The 18770-nt window shown below is 40.9% G+C and carries 15 protein-coding genes; 2 read left to right on the top strand and 13 right to left on the bottom strand.

Annotated features, from left to right (window positions below; genetic code table 11):
- Positions 1 to 533: 533 nt before the first annotated feature.
- The 13 genes from ACT29I_RS22140 to ACT29I_RS22080 form a co-directional block, all read right to left on the bottom strand.
- Positions 534 to 1820, bottom strand: coding sequence for an efflux RND transporter periplasmic adaptor subunit (locus ACT29I_RS22140; protein WP_444794441.1), 1287 nt, complete (start codon positions 1818 to 1820; stop codon positions 534 to 536).
- A gap of 240 nt (positions 1821 to 2060) precedes the next feature.
- A complete protein-coding gene (locus ACT29I_RS22135; RefSeq protein WP_430934075.1) occupies positions 2061 to 3398 on the bottom strand; it encodes a TolC family protein in 1338 nt (445 codons plus the stop codon).
- 67 nt (positions 3399 to 3465) lie between these two features.
- Positions 3466 to 4548, bottom strand: coding sequence for an efflux RND transporter periplasmic adaptor subunit (locus tag ACT29I_RS22130; RefSeq protein WP_430934076.1), 1083 nt, complete (start codon positions 4546 to 4548; stop codon positions 3466 to 3468).
- Positions 4549 to 4580: 32 nt separating this feature from the next.
- A complete protein-coding gene (locus ACT29I_RS22125) occupies positions 4581 to 5846 on the bottom strand; it encodes an ABC transporter permease (RefSeq protein WP_430934077.1) in 1266 nt (421 codons plus the stop codon).
- An 11-nt stretch (positions 5847 to 5857) separates the two neighbouring features.
- Entirely contained in the window at positions 5858 to 7081 is a 1224-nt protein-coding gene (locus tag ACT29I_RS22120) for an ABC transporter permease (protein WP_444794440.1), read from the bottom strand.
- Positions 7074 to 7778 carry an ABC transporter ATP-binding protein gene (locus tag ACT29I_RS22115; protein WP_430934079.1) on the bottom strand — a complete coding sequence of 235 codons (705 nt, stop codon included), beginning with the start codon at positions 7776 to 7778 and terminating at the stop codon, positions 7074 to 7076. Before ACT29I_RS22115 ends, ACT29I_RS22120 begins: the two co-directional genes overlap by 8 nt.
- Before the next feature lie 443 nt (positions 7779 to 8221).
- The gene (locus ACT29I_RS22110; RefSeq protein WP_430934080.1) at positions 8222 to 8455 is read right to left on the bottom strand and encodes a hypothetical protein; all 234 of its coding nucleotides are present in this window, start codon (positions 8453 to 8455) and stop codon (positions 8222 to 8224) included.
- A 366-nt stretch (positions 8456 to 8821) separates the two neighbouring features.
- Entirely contained in the window at positions 8822 to 9982 is a 1161-nt protein-coding gene (locus ACT29I_RS22105) for a hypothetical protein (RefSeq protein WP_430934081.1), read from the bottom strand.
- Positions 9966 to 10652, bottom strand: coding sequence for an ABC transporter ATP-binding protein (locus tag ACT29I_RS22100; protein WP_430934082.1), 687 nt, complete (start codon positions 10650 to 10652; stop codon positions 9966 to 9968). The genes ACT29I_RS22105 and ACT29I_RS22100 overlap by 17 nt, the downstream gene beginning before the upstream one ends.
- A 16-nt stretch (positions 10653 to 10668) precedes the next feature.
- Positions 10669 to 11886 (bottom strand): ABC transporter permease, encoded by a 1218-nt coding sequence (locus ACT29I_RS22095; RefSeq protein WP_430934083.1) that lies wholly within the window; start codon positions 11884 to 11886, stop codon positions 10669 to 10671.
- 3 nt (positions 11887 to 11889) lie between these two features.
- Entirely contained in the window at positions 11890 to 13107 is a 1218-nt protein-coding gene (locus ACT29I_RS22090; RefSeq protein ID WP_430934084.1) for an ABC transporter permease, read from the bottom strand.
- A 46-nt stretch (positions 13108 to 13153) separates the two neighbouring features.
- Positions 13154 to 13921 (bottom strand): outer membrane lipoprotein-sorting protein, encoded by a 768-nt coding sequence (locus ACT29I_RS22085; protein WP_430934085.1) that lies wholly within the window; start codon positions 13919 to 13921, stop codon positions 13154 to 13156.
- Positions 13922 to 14075: 154 nt separating this feature from the next.
- Entirely contained in the window at positions 14076 to 14657 is a 582-nt protein-coding gene (locus ACT29I_RS22080) for a TetR/AcrR family transcriptional regulator (protein WP_444794439.1), read from the bottom strand.
- 303 nt (positions 14658 to 14960) lie between these two features.
- On the opposite strand from ACT29I_RS22080, the gene rsgA reads away from it, so the two are divergent.
- Entirely contained in the window at positions 14961 to 15887 is a 927-nt protein-coding gene (gene rsgA, locus ACT29I_RS22075; RefSeq protein ID WP_430934087.1) for a ribosome small subunit-dependent GTPase A, read from the top strand.
- 51 nt (positions 15888 to 15938) lie between these two features.
- Positions 15939 to 18725 (top strand): response regulator, encoded by a 2787-nt coding sequence (locus ACT29I_RS22070; protein WP_444794438.1) that lies wholly within the window; start codon positions 15939 to 15941, stop codon positions 18723 to 18725.
- Positions 18726 to 18770: the final 45 nt, after the last annotated feature.

Below are 18770 nucleotides of genomic sequence, written 5' to 3'. Positions count from 1 at the left end.
CCTCGTTTCAGTAATGCCTTGTTTTATTGTACTTGCAATGCTCATGACGAACCTCCAATACATAATCCGGGTTTAACTAAACATTTTCATACACCCATCAACCAACAAGAACATTTTCAGTACGTTGCGCAATAACATATACAATAAAAACAAAATGCGGCCACTGACGCTGATTCCGCCAAAAAAGTTTAATATTATTATATTTAATTGAGGCTGATTGCACCCATACATTAGCACATGCACCTTTCAGTTATCTGAATGGTATTAAATTGAAATCGAACGAGGATTACATAGAATATGCCGAGCAAGCATTTGACTGAAGCCATTACTTATTGATGACGCCTTATACCAAAAAAGATGTGGAAAGAAAGGCGGCCTCCAGATTTATTATCTGAAGGATAATAAACAGCCCAACGCTCGACTTTTTTTTTGGGCAGAACAGTAAAATAAATTCTTTAACAAAAAAATTAGTTCACCCACGTACATTCACCATAGCAACACTTAAACAACACGATCACACCGTCCCAAGAATCCTATTTGTCTGGACTATTTTTTTCCTTTTCTTCGAACAACTTGTCTACCACCTCTACCAGGTCCTCATGCTTTAGCTTTTTGGAGATGGCACTATACGGGGCGCTCACCACTTGTTCGCCCACTTGGAGCCCTTCTGTTATTTCAATGAATTTGGTATCCTGAATGCCCGGTTTTACTTTGCGCTGTTCTATTTTCCCGTCTGCCACCACAAATACCACCTCTATTTTTTCTTCCTCCTTCTTTAAATCCTCCTCTTGCTCCTCCACTTCGGTTGTGTCTTTGCGCGTGGTCACTGATTGTATCGGAATGGTTAAAACATCTACCTTAGTATTCGTTTGAATATCCACCGTAGCCGACATACCCGGGCGGAAAGGATAGAATCCTTCACCTTTTTCCTCCATCAGTTCCCTGTAAGAATCTGGGAGGATAAGTACTTTAACTTCAAAATTGGTTATCTGGTCGGCGCTGGTCCCTTCCGTTTTTGCCGAGTTAGCAATTTCGGTCACCAAGCCCTTAAACTTGGTTTTCAAATAGGCGTCCACCTCAATGATTGCAGTATCCATCATAGATACACGGATAATATCGTTTTCGTTCACATCCACCACCACTTCCATATTATTTAAATTGGCAATGGTCATCATATCCGTTCCTTCAAACTGGGCCGTTCCCACCACCCGCTCACCTTTTTCAACATTTAACCGGGAAACGGTACCGTCCATCGGAGCATAAATAGTGGTTTTGGTCAGGTTATCTTTTGCTTCGTTCAGCGAGGCTTTGGCATTAATCAACGATGCATTTGCTGCCTCAACACTGGCTTTTGCTACATTGTAATCAGCCAGGACTTGCTCGTATTCCGATTCTGATATTGTTTGCTGCTCCCACAGTGTTTTGTTACGATTATAAGCCAGCTGTTTTTGCTGAAACTGAGCCTCCGACTGCGACAAGTTGGCCTCCGAACTACGCACGGACGCTTGCATCTTTTCGAGGTTACGCTGATAAATATCTGGCTGTACCCTGGCCAATATCTGACCTTTTTGTACCTCATCTCCATCTTTGACAGTCAGCTCCAGGATTTCTCCCGACACATCGGAAGACACCTTTACCTCAACCTCGGGTTTTATCTTTCCGTTGGCAGTGATAATTTCTGTAAGCGTGCGGGTTTCAGCTTTCTTCACCTCAACCTTGTGTCGAAAATCGCCACCGATCCAACCTTGCCCTTTGGCAATAACAAGTCCTACAATAATTACAATTAATATAATTAGTGGATAAAGTAATTTTTTTTTCATTTTCAAAGTATGAACACTAGGCACTCCCCGTGCTGCTAAAGCTTTCTCCGACGGTCATAACCTTTGGCGAACTTAGCATAGGAGCAAAGACCTGTAATTGTTATTATAATAGATTTGTGATCTCTAATATCGCTAAGTTACATTTTTTTATCTATTCGTTATTATGAAAAAGCACCTATCTCAAAAAACAGACAGGTGCTACATTATTAAACCCAACACAACAAGGAAATCCTATCCCAACTACAAAACGATAGGAATCCCCTTGTAAAAATCAAGAATTTTATTTCGCAAAATATACTCGTATTTCGATTGCAATAGATCGGACTGGGCACGGGTATAATCCGTTTTAGCCACATTATAATCAACCGAGTTTACCAGTCCAACACTGAATTTTTGCTCCGTATAACGGAACGACTCCTTGTACGACTCAACCGCTTCGCGACTCGAAAGGTAATTGTTGTATGCTGCCAATGCGTCGGCATAGGCTTGCTGTATCTCTTTTCGTAAAGCCAATTTTTCCTGCCCCAAAGAATATTGAGCATCCAGCACCCTGATTCTGGCATTTTTAACATTCGTACGGGTTTGCAGCTTGTTAAAAATCGGAATATTCAAAGACGCCCCGACATAGGTATTTTTTGTGGAATTGATTTGATCGCTTAAGGAGCGGTTTATTCCGTTAGGATCGTCCATTAACCAGTTGGCACTAGCTCCCCACTGCCCAACCAAGCGCAAGCTGGGATAATAACCACTTTTGGCAATATCCACCTCTACCTCTGAACTTTCCAACTCATATTTAGCCCCTTTTATTTGAGGCATAATGCCCAATGCGGCAGAATAAACCGCAGCGGGTCTGTCTATTTTCAAGTTCTCTATTTCAGGTATAACAGGGGATATCACGTCAAAATCGTCCACATTTTCCAAATCGAGCAATTGCGCTAAATCCAACAAGGATAGTACTAAATTATTTTGTTGCTGTGTAACGGTCAGTGCCTCCTTTGCAGCCTGAGATTTTATTTCCAAATAACTTCCCTTAGCCTGACTGCCTGCATCCACCAGTTTCCGTGTTCTTATAACTTGTTGATTTGTTACTTCGTATTGTTCTTCTGCAACAGCCAGCAACTCTTTATCAAACAAAATTTGCAAATATTGACCGGTAATTTGCAAGGCGATATCATTTCTGATTTCTTCGTTTAAAGCGAGCGAAGCCATTAGATCAATTTTATTTCGTTTAACGGTATTTCTGGCATTAAGCCCACTGAACACATCTACCGAAGCACCGATTCCCAGGCCAAAAGAACGGTTGTTTACATCGATATTTTCGGCTTCCTGTTGAACCCAGGTATAACCGTAACTGTGTCCGTAAGACGACTGTGCATTCAGGCTTGGCAACCTGTTTAACGCACTTTGTCGCAACTCGTTTTGCTGAAAATCCGTATTTAACGATTGTCTTTTTATAACGATATTATTTTCAAAAGCATAACTGATGCACCGTTCAAGTGTCCATGCCTCCTGTGCTCTTATCGGTGCTGCGCTTAAAAAAAATAGTCCGACAAGTAATGGTAATGATGTTTTTGTCATTTTTAGCTTGCTTAAAATTGTACATTTCGAGAAAATAAGATAAACAAAATATATGAATGGTTCAATGTTAAGATTTTGGAACCTTAATTTTATCATCTTTGCTCACACCTGCTTTCACCTCAATCTGGATTCCATCCGAGATCCCGGTTTCAATTTGTTTTTTCTCAAATTGCTGTTCGGCCACTTCCACTTCAACATAAGCGGTATCGTTTTCAAATTGCAACAGTCTTTCGTTGATAGCCAATACACTATCCCTCCTGTCTAAAACTATATCGGCATTGGCACTATACCCGGCCCGTATAAACTGGCCTTCTTTTAGGTTTACGTCTGCTTTGATCTCAAACTGAATCGCTCCGTTATCTTCCACCCCTTTAGGTGAAATATACTCAAGCTTCGCGTCAAAAGTCTCGTCCTCGATAGCGCCAATTGAGAGCACCAGATCCATACCTTCCTTAATTTTGCCCACTTCCGTTTCATCTACCTTTCCTTCAAATACCATTTCACCCATATCGGCCAGAATAGCGACCGTTGTCCCATCATTAAAAGTATTGCTCTTGATTACGGAATTCCCTACCTCAACGGGCACATCCAGCACCATTCCCTCAATTGTTGCCTTAATAATGGTATTGGTTTGCGCGCCCATTTTTTTGGTGACACCTTCCTTTATCAATTGCAGGTTGTTGTCGGCCGCATTCACATCTTCCTTGGCATTTTCGTACGCCATCAGTTGGTCCAGGTATTCCGACTCGGCAATTACCCCTGTATCGAACAGTTCTTGCTTTCTTTGGTATTCGATTTCCGCATTCCTGAATTTAATCTTCGCTTTGTTCAGCTGAGACTCGGCGTTGTTCACCTGAACCATTTCCGGTATAATTTGAATCTTGGCGATCAGATCGTTCTTTTTCAGGATGTCCCCCGGTTCCACATAGATTTCGGTAATAATACCCGATTCCTGTGGTTTAATCTCAATCTCTTGCCTTGGGACCACAGATCCGGTAGCCACCGTTTTTTTAACGATATCGGCATATTCGGCCGACTCTGTTTCAAAAACAACTTCTTTCTCTCTTGACTTATCGTATAAGTAATAGAACCCTCCTACAAAAACGACAGAGAATATCGCTATAAATAAAATGTTTCTTACTCGTTTCATGGTTTACTGTATATATTGGTTCGTGTATTTGTTTAAATTTCGGATCGAATAGCCTCGATGGGCTTGATGGAAACAGCGCGCCGGGATGGAATGATCCCCGCCAAGACACCTGATGCGATCAGGATGCAGAGCGCCCAAATGGCCACCTGAAAATCCACCTGGGGATTTACAAATCCGGAACTTTCGGACGGTGAAGAACCTATGGCTTGGCTCACCAGCTCTATAATAGATATACCTATAAACATTCCAATGGTTCCAGCCACCGAGGTTAAAAAAACAGATTCGGTTATTACCGCTGATATAATATTGGAGGGCGTAGCTCCTATGGCCCGCTTAATGCCAATTTCCTGTGTTCGTTCCTTTATGATGATCAGCATGATGTTACTGATTCCGATAATTCCGGCAAGCAGTGTCCCGATGCCCACAACCCATACCAGTATGTCAATCCCCAGGAACAGGCCTTTCATTTTTTTAAACTCTTCCCCCACGTTATTGGAACCAAAAGCCCCATGGTCTTCAGGGTGGATATTGTGCCGCTCTGCCAATAGCGTTTTCACATGCTTTTCCACCTCCACCATATCGTATTCGGGCTCGGCCGTTATTGAAAAATGCCCCACAACATTGTTGTAGTTATAAACAATCTGGCAAGTTGAAAAAGGTATCAGTACCGAAGCATTTTGGTTTTCGCCCCAGCGCCCCGAATGCTTTGACTCAAAAGTGCCGATGACCTGAAAATACAACTCGCCGATTTTCACATATTGATTCACCGGGTCTTCATCCTCCTGAAACAGATCTTCTCTGACCTTCTTTCCCAGAACCACGACTTTTCGTCTGGTATCCAAATCTATTTGATTGATATATCGTCCGCCTTTTAAAGTCACCGGATCAATTTCAAATTCCTGTGGTACGATACCGCCCACTTCGTACGCACCCTCTTGCGAACCGCGGGTAATAGCAGTTGCATTCTGATACCCTCCACCGTTCATTCGGGGCGCAACAATATCGATACCTGCTATTTTATTTTCCAAGGCGTACTTATCTTCATACCTAAAATAGAAACGCCTGTTTCGGGGAAACCCTTTGTAAGGTTTTGAAGTAGGGCGGGTCCATATAAACATGCTGTTGGTGGCAAAGTCGCCCATATTGGCATAAACACCGTTTTCGAGTCCCTTGCCGGCACCCATCATGATCATCAACATAAAGATACCCCAAAACACCCCAAACCCGGTCAGTGCAGTCCTCAGCTTGTTTTTTTTGAGCGTATAAAATATTTCTTGCCATTTATCAATATCAAACATGACTTTAAGGATTATTCATCGCGCAAAGCGACAATCGGTTTTATGCGTGCGGCTCTTCGGGCAGGGATATATCCGGCCAAGCCACCCGCCAACACAATGAGCAAGGCCGCTCCAATAGCCAAATCAAAATCAACACCGGGGTTGCGGAAAAAATCGGAGGCAGGCATATGGCCCGAAACGAGTTCGAGAATTCCGACGCCCACCAGCAGGCCCAAAAATCCGGCCACCGCTGTTATTATTATAGACTCCTGTAAAATCAGGCTTACTACCGATGCGGGGGAGGCCCCAATGGCCTTCCGTATCCCTATTTCCTTGGTACGCTCCTTCACCACGATTATCATGATATTACTCACCCCCACGATTCCCGCGATGATGGTAAAAATACCGATGATGCCGACAAAGATGCTGATACCTGTAAAAATCGCTTTGGTTTGCTGATAATCCTCCAGTCCATTATAATCTCCCAAGGCACGTTTGTCATCTTGTTTAAACCTATGTTTTTTAGCCAGCACATTGCGGATATTGCTAATGATTGAAGCACTTTCTTGAATATTATCGGTTCCTGTGGTAAACGCTATATTGCCCACATTTTTTTTAGCCCCAAAAATTTTCTGTCCCACTGTCAGTGGTATGTAAAACCTTTCCGTTTCGCCATCGTGCACATCGTCAAAAATACCGACTATCTTATGCGGGATACCCTTTATTTTCATATACTCTCCCACAGGGCTATCATCGTTGCACAACTGTTCTTTTGCCCTCCTGCCAATCAAAGCCACCTTTCGGGCTTTTTCAATATCTGTTTGGTTTAGCTTTCGGCCCTCGATCATTTTAATGGCCTCGATATGCTGGTATCCTTCAAGAATAGCCATTACCTGAAACGTTCCGTACTCTTGCTTGTAATTAATCAGGCTGCTCCACATACCATAACGACCCGTTAGGTGCTCTATTTGGGGGACCGACCGTTGTATCAACTCCAAATCTTCGTCTTTGAGATCAATCCTTCTGCCCACATTTAAACCATCAAAAGCTACCGAGGTTTGTCCACCCCACATAAAAACACTGTTTCGCGCATCACTAAAGTTATGCATCACCCCCCGTTCGAGTCCTTTGCCGGCACCCAGAAGTATTACGAGAATAAATATCCCCCAGAAAACACTAAAACCGGTTAAGAAAGATCTCAACTTGTTTTTCTGCATGGTGCTGATAATTTCCTGCCAATTACTTAAATCAAGCATAGCTGAAATTTTTATGCGTTTGTTCACTTTCAATTATTCCATCTTTCAAATGAATCACACGATGGGTCATATCAGCAATGTCGTGCTCGTGGGTTACTATCAGGACGGTAATCCCCGAATCATTGACCTCCTTTAATATTTCCATCATTTCGTACGATGTTTGCGTATCCAGGGCGCCTGTTGGTTCATCGGCCAAAATCACTTTAGGTTGTGAGATTAGGGCCCTTGCAATTGCAATCCGCTGTTTTTGACCTCCGGAAAGTTCGCTTGGCATATAGTAGGCCCAATCCTTCAGTCCTAATCTATCCAAATATTTTATGGCAATCTCGTTCCTTTTTTTCCTGCTCACCTTTTGATAATACAGAGGCAAGGCTACGTTTTCCATCGCATTTTTAAACGAGATAAGATTAAAGGACTGGAAAACAAATCCAATGTATTTATTCCTGAATTCCGCTGCTTTTTTCTCATTCATTTTTTGGATAAGGATATTATCCAGGTAATAATCACCTTTATCGTAATTATCCAGGATTCCTAAAATATTTAGCAGCGTTGATTTTCCCGAACCGGATGAACCCATAATAGAAACCATCTCCCCCTCAGCTATATCCATATCGATTCCTTTAAGAACATGCAGGGAATTGGCTCCGGTAATGTAAGACTTATGTAACGAGTTTACTTTAATTACACTTTTACCCACCTGATTTAGTTTTAATTAATAAACTGTTGTCGCAAGAAAACGAGGCGTTTTCTTGCACCTCCTAATTTACAACCTTTATTCCAAAACCCTTATCGGGTTGTTAATGTGACTTTTATCACTTAATCACTAATGAGTAGCGAAGGCAAAAGTGTACAGTTACGAAACATCGCTGTACGAATCCGAACAAAAAAAAGGAAGGTATGGGCTGAATTGCCACGATAGATGAAAGTAGTTGAATACTGTCCGTTTTTAATACATCGTCTTTCCCAGACGCCTAAATCCAATCTATTAACTAAATAAACCTAAAATACTCGAAAGCTCGCCATCCGGGTCTTGGACAGCTTAACGGCCTATAGCATGCCATTTAAAAAAACATAAAAATCCGATATCCTTTGACAGGCTTTTTAAGAAGCACTTTTGAAATACCGGATTTTTTACATCTTTTAGTCAGTTAATTTTGACATATGCCAAAAGCCGGTTCCAAATGACAACAGACCTGTAAAAACAAGGCTGATAAAAAATGATAACACAGTGATGTTAGAATCCGATTTCGGAAGGGAATAGTGCTCCAACAACAGAGAATAAATCTTAGTTATTGCAAAGTCAATAATAAACGTTGCCACAATCAACAAGATGGCAAATAGCAAAAAACGGATACCTATTTTAATATAATTCATAACAAAGATTTTATATTTGGTTAATCTTCGAAAGCTAAATTACATGGTTATATTCAATTACACCTAATTTAAAGCGTGACAAATGCGTGACAGGAGTGTGACAAATGCGTGACCATACAAATGGCAAGCGTGACAAAAACGTGACAGAACACAAATGCCAGTATGTCTGCTACTTACAATATATCATATTTTCAGGACACCTCCATGAGCACCAGCAGATTTTTTTTTATTTCATCCCAAAATTTCCATTCGACTTCATCTAATTGCCAACTCCTCCACGAAAAACTGTATATTGCCATAAACCCGCAATATGCATTAGAAATCCTGTTACGCAAATAAACTACTTCAAAACAAGGGGTCTCACGGTTAAAATACTTTTTTCAAGCGAACAAATGACGAAATATTTAATACATTATCGATTCCCCGGTTGTGAGAATAAACTTGAAATACTCCGGAAAGGAATAGGTTTTCGTTTAATGAGTATTCTATGGTAGGGGAAACATAAAAACTTTCCAGTACCGGAAACGAAAATCCGACAAAAGCCAAAGAAACGTTTAACAACGGATTAACAGTATATCCTGCACTTATCATATAAGAATGATCCGAAACACTTAACTTTTTAATGGATGATGCAGAAAAAGCAAGACTCCCAAAATCCTGGAACGTACTGTTTAGATTACTTGAATATAAATATTCACCGGTCAAAGCCAACGAATTCCTGAAAGTGTAGTTTGAACCAACAGAAAGCAAGTAAATATCATCACTTTTGCCATCCATTGGCGATAAAAAAGAAAACTCTCCGTAAAACCCCGCATTCATGACATTCCCGCTCCACCCCGTCCCCAATATATAATCGTCCTGGTTTACCTCCCCTACAATCAACTGAAAATCGTAGCCTGCCCTGTTAAAACCGTACAACAATGCACTCGTCACTTTTTTGTTTCCATCTACTTTTAATACCGCTTCCAGTCTTTCAGAGGCACCTGTGTAATATTGCAAGCGCAAACCATCCATTCCCGGCCGTTCGGGGTAATCAAAATCGAAATAAGAATATGAATTAAATATATCGTTGGGATTCCAAACAAAACTCTGACTCCAATTCACTCTTTGCCTTCCTATTCGCAGCTGGAATTTCCCCCATATACGCTCATAGGTCAACCTATCAATTACAGTGTTGACCACATAGCTATTTGTGGTGCCCCAGTTAAAACTCATATCCACCCATCCCGGGTCGTTGTTCAAATAAAACTTGTACAATGGTGTATTACGCACAGTCTCGCCTAAAAAAAATCGATTTCGGACCTCTAACCTAATGTTTAGGTTGTCGTTCCTTGAATAGTTTAACTTAATACGGTTGTGAACGAGGTTATCCCAGAGGTTTTCTGACCCTTTTTGCCAGGTATAAGAAGGCATTTCGGACACATACCCGGAAACCTCAATAGGCGACTGCCCACAAACATCCCCAAAACCTATAAATGCAGCGAGGGAAACAATGGCCAGAACAAACTTTTTACGCTTTGCTATCATCTTTAATTACTTTACCATCCTCAAAAGTTATTACCCTGCGGGCTTTCTTCACAACCCTTTCGTCGTGCGTAGCAAATATAAAGGTTACATTCTCCTTTTGGTTCATTTTTAACATGATGTCCAGTAAATTTTCTGTTGACTTTGAATCCAGGTTGGCCGTAGGCTCATCCGCCAAAATAAACTTGGGTTTTGATGCCAATGCCCTTGCCACCGCTACCCTTTGCTGCTGCCCGCCCGACATTTTATTGGGCCGTACATTCGCCTTATCCGCTATTCCCACGGCCTCCAACAATTCGGTGCTTCTTTTTCTTCTCAGCTCTTTTCGCACGCCTTGCAACTCCATTATAAACTCTATATTTTCTGTGGCAGTCAGCACCGGAATCAGGTTGTAAGCTTGAAACACGAAACCGATATTGTGCAAACGAAACAGTGTGCGTTGCGAGGATGACAGCAAATCCATTCTTTCCCCTCCGATTTCGATGGAGCCCGATGTTGGGGAATCAAGTCCTCCCAACATATTTAAAAATGTGGTTTTGCCAGCACCGGAAGGCGCCACCAAAGCTGTAAACTCCCCCTCTTCAAAAGTAAGGTCGATACCGTTTATGGCATGAACAGGAATCTGCTTTTGGTTATATATTTTTGTGAGATTATGAATGCATATTATAGACATAGCCTTATTTTTTCGGTTAAACAGATTGTAATGCCTGCGAAGGGTTTAGTTTAAGTGCCTTGTAGGAAGGATACACAGCTGCCACAACGCCTGTAAGGATAACCAGTATTGACACAGTCGCTACTATTTTAAAATCATACTCAGGATAAATAATGCTGGCAAATCCCATTTCGGACAAAGCCTCATCCCACATGGAAAGATTAATGCCATGAACCGACGTAATTTTTGTGGTTAAAACGCCAAGAAAGATTCCGATAAAACCTCCCAGACCCGACAGCATTATCGTTTCTGCCATAATCATAATAAAAACCCTCTCTTTCTTCATGCCAACGGCCATAAGCATACCCAGTTCATGTACCCGTTCCAGCACCACCATAAGCATGGTATTAACAATACCAAAGCCCAGAGCCATTAGTATTATAATAACGAAAATATACATGTATACACTCATCATCTCTGTCAGGTAACCTAACTCCGGAGAAATCTCTCTCCAATTTTCCACTTTGTTGCCCCCAGCAATTGCAGAAACCTTGGAACAAACCGCATCCACTAAAGTAGGATCGGAACATCGGATAACCATTTCGTGGGCAACCCCTTGGGGCAGCACACTAATCCGTCGCAAATCACTTTTATTGACAAACAAGTGCGTTTCGTCAAAAGCGGTGTTGATGGTTTTGTATATTCCGGTTACACGAAAAGCTCCACCGGTGAAATCGCCATTATAATCCTGAAACCGGACAATAATTTTAGAACGTATTTTCAATTTAAGTTTATCCGCCAGTTTTTTCCCGATCACTATGGGATTTTGTTTTATTCCTTTCAACCAAGCCCCCTCGATCAGTTGCTTACTCACATTAACCACTAAGGTGTCTTTTTCGCTATCCACGCCAATAACCATACCACCCTGCGCAGTTTGAGCTGAAGCCACCATGCCGGAAATCACTATTCGCGACGAGGCAACGGCAACCCCTTCAATACTTTCAACATTATCAAGCAGTACTTCCTCATCTTCAAAATAATGATTTACATCTTCGGCCATTTCAAAGCCCGGCTTATGAATTTGAATATGCGCAGTCTCCGTTTCAATACCTGCCCGCAATCGCTGCATCATCCAACCATTCATAAAGGTAGTGGAAAACACGCCCGCATACATACCAATGGTAAGCGCCATTATCACCACCCCGCTCCTTACAGGATTACGCCAAATATTTCGCCAAGCAATTTTTAATACCATGGTTTATCCTTTTAGGGCTTTTATTTCCGAGAGCCTCACAATTCTTACAAACGGAAATATTGAAATAAAACAGGTCATGATCATAATAGCCAACATCTGGTACATAAAAACCGATGGCTCCCAGGCAAAAAACATATATGGCTCAAAACCCAGATCCGCCATCCATTCAGCACCCTGTCCGCTCAAAGGAATCGGGTTGTAAAAGAAATAGGCTACAACGGGCATACTCCCTAAAAAACCGGCCACTACTCCAAGTAAGCCTATCCAAAGTGTTTCGATAAAAACAGTTATGGCCAACTTAAATCTTTGCATTCCCAAGGCCATCATCACACCAAACTCTTTTTTCCGCTCCGATATCATCATCATCACGGTACCAAAAATTCCGAACATGATCACAATGTACAAAATCAGTTTCATGACAAAGGCCGATGATCGATCGCTTTCGATTTGTTGTAAAATGGTTGGAAACATCTCCTCCCAACTCATCACCCGATAAGGCGAATTAATTTTTTCCCTTATTTTTGGCAACACTTTTTTCATGATGTCGTTATTCTTCACTTCCAAAATCAGAGAGGTTAATATGTCCTCAGCGGCATAAAAAGATTGGGCACTTTGTATTTCCATATATACCAACTGCCGGTTCAAATTGGGATTAGACTGTTTAAACAAGCCACGTACAGGAAATTTTCCGGCTGCTGTAACGCCATGGTACCCTTGCCCAAACAAAACCACGGTATCTCCTGCCGACAACTTCAATTTGGCTGCCAGTTCATAGCCAATCAAAACACCATCGTCCCCATTCTTCAAATATTTTCCCTCGATTATTTTGGCATCGACGGAGGTCATTCCCGCCTCTCGTTCTGGGTCGATCCCCATGACCATGGCTCCTTTAGTGTTGGCTCCCGACGAAGCCAGGGCAAAGCTCTCGAGCCTGGGAATAATGCCAGTAATTTCTTCGAATTGGCCGAGTTGCACCTGTAAGGCCGAATCCAAGATAAAACTATGGTTAATACTTTTATCCTCCCAGTAATCCTCATTCTGAACCTGAATAAAACCGGCGTAAAAGTTCACCACATTTTTAATCATATTGGTGTACGACCCCTCCTGCATAGAACTCATCAAGGACGATAAGATAACACCAAAGAAAATGGATGATACCGTAATTAAAGTTCGCCTTTTGTTACGCCATAAATTTCGCCACGACATTACCAAAATTTTCATAAGTCCATCGTTTACATTATCCAGCCTGATCTATTCACAAATGAGACTAACGAACCCTTTTCATATTCTGAATAGAGAAGAAATCGTCTTTGATGGGCACGTTAAACCGTACCTGTGAAAATTCCATTGTAGTTTTTTGCCCCTCTTTTTCCACAGGAATAATCTCAAAAAAGGTGGGCATCACCCGGTCGCCCACATCCTTAATCTTCGACAGGATTTCCTTGTTCACCAAAAAACCTTCCTCATCGTAATATTCATTCCTCAAAGTCATAAAGCCTTTTTTGCTTATTTTACTGATTATCTTTCCCCAAACCACGGTGGCATCCTCATGGGGAATCAGTTCAATCACCCAGCAATCATATCCATCTACCTTTTCTTCACCAATTATTTTATGCGAATAATCCTCCACTATCGATGCGCCTTTTACCAAATCATCGTTGGTCAGGTCGCTCCCCATCCACGATTGCATCATCATGCTTGGCGGAATCTTCATCATTCTCTCGATATTTGGCATATAATTCCACATATCCTTTTGTCGTTTTAAAAATACCTGACCTTTTTCTTTGGCAGGATGAGTCACATAAATTAGCGAATATTCAATTCCCTTGGACCAGGACTTAAACTTTAGCGTCCTACTCCATTTGGGACGGGTAATGGTCATTTCCATTTCGGAGATACTGGTAGTACCGCGCATCAATTCATTGGCATGGTCAACAATTTCTTTGGCGGTTGCCGATGTATTATATTGGGCACCAACCTTGATTGGCAACATCACCAGAACCCAAAAACCCAAAACGTAAAATACAACTTTCATCTTCACCATTTAATACGTTAAAAATTGATAATTAGTGCCGTAAGAGTATGCAAAACTTTAAAATTTAGATCATACGATTTATCAGTTCAGCAATATTTCACTCCTCTATACCTCCTTCCGAACCAGGTTCGGCAGAAAGGTGGCCCTACCGGATTCATATATCCACAATTTGATCAATAATTTTGTTTTCAATTTCCTTGAGCGGATAGGAATCCGGGTCCATTATGTAGTTCATATACACACCGTCCAATACTGAAACAAAGTACCTGGTTTCAAGCATTGGATTGTCACAACCTGCCAGTTCAAAATATCGGGATATGGATACAAAAAAAGGTTGAGCCAGAGCCATCAGTTCATCATGAAACATATTTATAATGTTAGGCTGCAGTAAAAGTCCGAAATAAATTTTCGAGAACCTACTATTTTCTTTTACCCATTCAATATTATCTCTAATCATTTGTACGAATTCATACTTAGTTGGATTGCCAGATAGTGCGTTAATGCTTACTTCAAACATATTCTCAATTGTTTCGAAGAGCAGTGATCGAAGCAAATCCTCCTTGCTGTCAAAATAGGTATATATCAAGCCCTTTGATATGCCCGCCTCTGCTGCGATATTAGATATACTGGAAGCCTGATACCCTTGCTCCGAAAACACCTTTAAACTTGCAGAAATAATTAAGTTGCGCTTTTCTGCTTTAATTGCACTGAGTTGCGCTTTTGATCTTGGAGACATAAAACCACATCTTTTGACTGAACGTTCGGTCAAAGTTAAATCAATTTTTACATCAATTCAATTTTACCGCCATATTTAACATCATCCAAATCAGTCATTCGACATATTCGGAAAGCCAATACCAGTGAGAAAATTTAAAAATTGCATTCATTATTATAAATTCTGCTTGCGCAACTTATCCCGAACATACCCAAAAGTGTGCTTATATATTCAATAGTTTATGAATAGTTCAGGTTAAATTTCCCTTTTAATAAACGAATAAGTATTTTTGCTTCCCACAACACACTAATAAGTATCTATATTTTGAAAAAAGGAATAGTTTTTAAATCGACAGGTAGCAGATATTTGGTTAAGTCCGACGAAGGAGAATTTGTTAAATGCAGCATTAAGGGCAAATTCAGGATGGAGGATATCAAGAACACCAATCCCATTGCCGTTGGCGACCACGTTACTTTTACAATTGACGAGGATAGCGACATGGGAGTGATTTCGGAGATTAAAGAAAGAAAGAACTATATTATCCGCAAGTCTTCTAAACTCTCGAAACAATCGCATATAATCGCCTCGAATATTGACCAGGCATTGTTATTGGTCACCATCAACTACCCTATTACCACCACCGTTTTTATCGATCGGTTTTTAGCATCGGCCGAAGCCTATCGCATCCCGGTTAAAATAGTTTTCAACAAAATGGATAGGTACGACGAAGAGCACCTGAGCAGTGTTGATGACCTAATAAATGTATACCGGGCAATTGGTTACGAAACTTACACGATTTCGGCTAAAACCCAGGATGACCTGGGTGTGATGGTTGAACTATTAAAAGATAAAGTCAGCGTAATCTCCGGCCACTCCGGAGTGGGCAAATCAACTTTAATCAACAGAATACAACCAGGACTAAACCTTAAAGTAGCCGAGATATCAGATATTCATCAAAGCGGAAAACACACCACAACCTTTGCCGAAATGCATGAGCTTGATTTTGGAGGGGCCATTATCGACACACCAGGAATTAGAGGATATGGATTAATTGATATCGAAAAGGAAGAACTGCACCATTACTTTAAAGATATATTTGAGCACTCCCACGATTGCCAATTCGGGAACTGCACGCATATACACGAACCCGGGTGCGCAGTAAAAAAAGCAGTTAAGGATGAAAAATTGGCACACAGCAGGTATCAAAGCTATATTAATATTTTTCAGTCCAACCAAGAGAAGTATCGATAATACGTTTTATATTTACTTACTACAAAGCATGTTTTCAACAGATACCCATACATGAAACGTACCCTGATTTTTGTTATATGTAGCATCGTTTTTCTTGTGGTGTCTAACATTTATTACTATCGCGACACGTATAACTGGCAAATTGCGACCCACCACAAAGTACTGGAAAAAGATTTATCCACCTGTTCCGAAATTCTTTCGAATTATTTTTCGGAAGCAACAACCAATGTAATGCTGATGCTTAACGAAGAGGAACTCGGCGGCCTTTTTAATTTTAAGCTACAAAACCAGGAAGTTCAAAAACGAATAGAACTGCTGTTTAACAGGTACAGCAAAGTTCTGAACAAGCTAGAGGTATATGACACAAATGGACACTTTTATTCGCTGACCAAAGACCCCAACAAAAACCTGATAACAACCTTTGGAGAAGATTACATAAAAGAAGAATTTAAGCCTTCGATATTGCCCAACAAAGAAAACATCATATTCGTCCAACCCTTATACAGCGAAACACACATTTTTGGCTATGTCGTATTTACGTATAACCTTCAGGAGTTTTATGCCGACATATTCCGCAATTTCCATGTTGAGGACCACGAGTTCCAATGGATAATTGCATCAGACACCAATATCATATATTCTTCTTTACCAAATATAAAACTTGTTGCCCCAACTAATTTTCCGCCAAAAGAAGATTCCAAACTACACACCCATTTTCTAGAACGTAAAGGCAGAAAGTTTAAGGTGATATCTGTAAGTCAAAATGTTCAAACCAGCAAAACGAAACTGACATTGGTATTTTCCATGCCCATTCAACCTATCACGCATTCCATTGTGCGTAACTCGTTTTTGGTTGCGATGATTTCATTTGCGGTAATCTTGCTTATCGTGCTGGCTTTTTACCAACACATTTCGAAAAACCGAATGTCGATGATTAGGTCATCCCAATCGGAAGATGCACTAAGTAAGATTTTACATTATTTACCACTAGGGGTTGTGTTAACCGATAGCAACAACAAAATAAAATTGGTTAACAAGGTTGCTCTAAAAATATTTGAGCACGAAGACGAAGATATTTTAATAGATCAGGAAGCAACGGACAAAACCATGTTCGAAAAGAAAAAACTTGTTCAAATTGTTGAAGTATCGCCAACTTCCAATAAGTATATTTTTAAAGGGAGAGGCGGCAAAAAGGAACAAGTGATTGTCAGTGAAAAGAAAACCCTCTTCAACCAGGATATTAAAAATAACATTCAGTTTTTTATTGAAATATTCGGCGATCAAACCGCCCGATCAAACGGCAGTGCCGAAAAGGCAAAAACCACTTTCATTGCGAACATAAGTCACGAACTCAGAACTCCATTAAATGGTATTATAGGAATGACAGATCTGGTTCTTTCATCTGATGAAATTCAAAGTGCGGAGAGAGAGATGATGAAAGTGGTTAAACGATCGGCCGATACGCTCCTGGCTTTAATCAATGACATACTGGATTTCTCAAAAATCGAGGCCGGAAAACTTGAGGTCGAGTCCATCCCAATGAATTTAGCAAATGAAATTAAGGAAACCATAGAGTCCTTCAACCCCATCGCCAAAGAAAGAAATATCGTATTAAAAACGGAGCAAGAGGAATCGCTACCTAAGGATTTTATGTGCGATCCATTAAGGTTCAGGCAAGTACTAAATAACTTAATAGGGAATGCCATCAAATTTACTCCGGTCGGAGAAGTACGCTTATCGGTGTCGCGCTCAACTGCTTTCAATGGAAATCCTGCATTAAAGTTTTGCATTAGCGATACTGGAATTGGAATAAAAAAAGAAAAACTTAAAACCATTTTCAATCCCTTTGCGCAGGAAGACGAAAGCACAACGCGCAAGTTTGGCGGTACAGGGCTCGGAACTTCTATCTCCAAAAACCTGGTTGGACTTATGGGGGGCGAAATTTGGGCCAACAGCCCTTCGAACATATCAACCAATACCAGATACCCCGGATCCGAGTTTTGCTTTACCTTACCGTTTGTCACCAAACACACACGCAAGGAACTTGATTTTTCGTATATATTATCCTGGGGACAGATCAATACGCTCATCATCACCGACGAAACACTTCAGGTACAAAATATTATCAAAAACCTAATGGCTTTGGGCATCAACCACAAGGTAATGGCCCCTTCGCAGGAAACCATCGTAATTCTTAAAAACAAACCAAACATACAACTGCTGGTTATTGATCAGCGCCCCGATTTTAACGGCATCGACTTTCTTCAGCAAATTTACAGCAACAATCTGCACAATAACTTTATTATTCTGCTCCAAAGCTCCGACTACGAAACCATGAACACCAATATCGGCAAAAAACTAGGAGCCGACATATTCCTCAGAAAACCAGTTAAGCTAAGCAACTTGAGGCAGTTTGTCCTGAGACATTTCCAAAGCATAAAGTCGCAAGATAGTCTTGTCGGAAAAATTGTTCCCGATAATATTAAGATACTTGTTGCAGAAGACAATAAGTTTAATCAACAGGTAGCCCTTAACTTATTCCGCAAGATTGGCTACGAAATAGACCTTGCAAATAACGGTAGAGAGGCTGTGGATAAATTCAAATTAAATAAATACAACATTATTTTTATGGATTTGATAATGCCCGGAATAGACGGATTTGATGCTACCAAAGAACTTAAATGCTACGACGAAAGCTGTCCGATAATAGCCATGACCGCAAACAATGACGACAAACAACGCGAGCTGGCATTTAAGTCGGGCATAGACGATTTCATAGTAAAACCAGCGCAGAAAGAGGAAATAACCCGAATGCTTATCAAGTGGTGTTCGCACTAATTACAGCCAGAAAGTGCAATAAACCGTGCTCTCTTTCGTTTAAAC

This window comes from Saccharicrinis sp. GN24d3, assembly GCF_052400645.1.
In the GTDB taxonomy this organism is placed as follows: Bacteria; Bacteroidota; Bacteroidia; order Bacteroidales; family Marinilabiliaceae; genus Saccharicrinis.
Note: the sequence above shows the minus strand (reverse complement) of the source record. Positions and strands in the feature narration are given on the sequence as shown.

Coding starts and splice junctions, on each gene's coding strand:
- ACT29I_RS22140 (WP_444794441.1), bottom strand. CDS start 1,820: ATGAAAAAAAAATTACTTTATCCACTAATTATATTAATTGTAATTATT.
- ACT29I_RS22130 (WP_430934076.1), bottom strand. CDS start 4,548: ATGAAACGAGTAAGAAACATTTTATTTATAGCGATATTCTCTGTCGTT.
- ACT29I_RS22085 (WP_430934085.1), bottom strand. CDS start 13,921: ATGAAAGTTGTATTTTACGTTTTGGGTTTTTGGGTTCTGGTGATGTTG.
- ACT29I_RS22135 (WP_430934075.1), bottom strand. CDS start 3,398: ATGACAAAAACATCATTACCATTACTTGTCGGACTATTTTTTTTAAGC.
- ACT29I_RS22095 (WP_430934083.1), bottom strand. CDS start 11,886: ATGGTATTAAAAATTGCTTGGCGAAATATTTGGCGTAATCCTGTAAGG.
- ACT29I_RS22125 (WP_430934077.1), bottom strand. CDS start 5,846: ATGTTTGATATTGATAAATGGCAAGAAATATTTTATACGCTCAAAAAA.
- ACT29I_RS22100 (WP_430934082.1), bottom strand. CDS start 10,652: ATGTCTATAATATGCATTCATAATCTCACAAAAATATATAACCAAAAG.
- ACT29I_RS22110 (WP_430934080.1), bottom strand. CDS start 8,455: ATGAATTATATTAAAATAGGTATCCGTTTTTTGCTATTTGCCATCTTG.
- ACT29I_RS22080 (WP_444794439.1), bottom strand. CDS start 14,657: ATGTCTCCAAGATCAAAAGCGCAACTCAGTGCAATTAAAGCAGAAAAG.
- ACT29I_RS22105 (WP_430934081.1), bottom strand. CDS start 9,982: ATGATAGCAAAGCGTAAAAAGTTTGTTCTGGCCATTGTTTCCCTCGCT.
- ACT29I_RS22070 (WP_444794438.1), top strand. CDS start 15,939: ATGAAACGTACCCTGATTTTTGTTATATGTAGCATCGTTTTTCTTGTG.
- ACT29I_RS22120 (WP_444794440.1), bottom strand. CDS start 7,081: ATGCTTGATTTAAGTAATTGGCAGGAAATTATCAGCACCATGCAGAAA.
- ACT29I_RS22090 (WP_430934084.1), bottom strand. CDS start 13,107: ATGAAAATTTTGGTAATGTCGTGGCGAAATTTATGGCGTAACAAAAGG.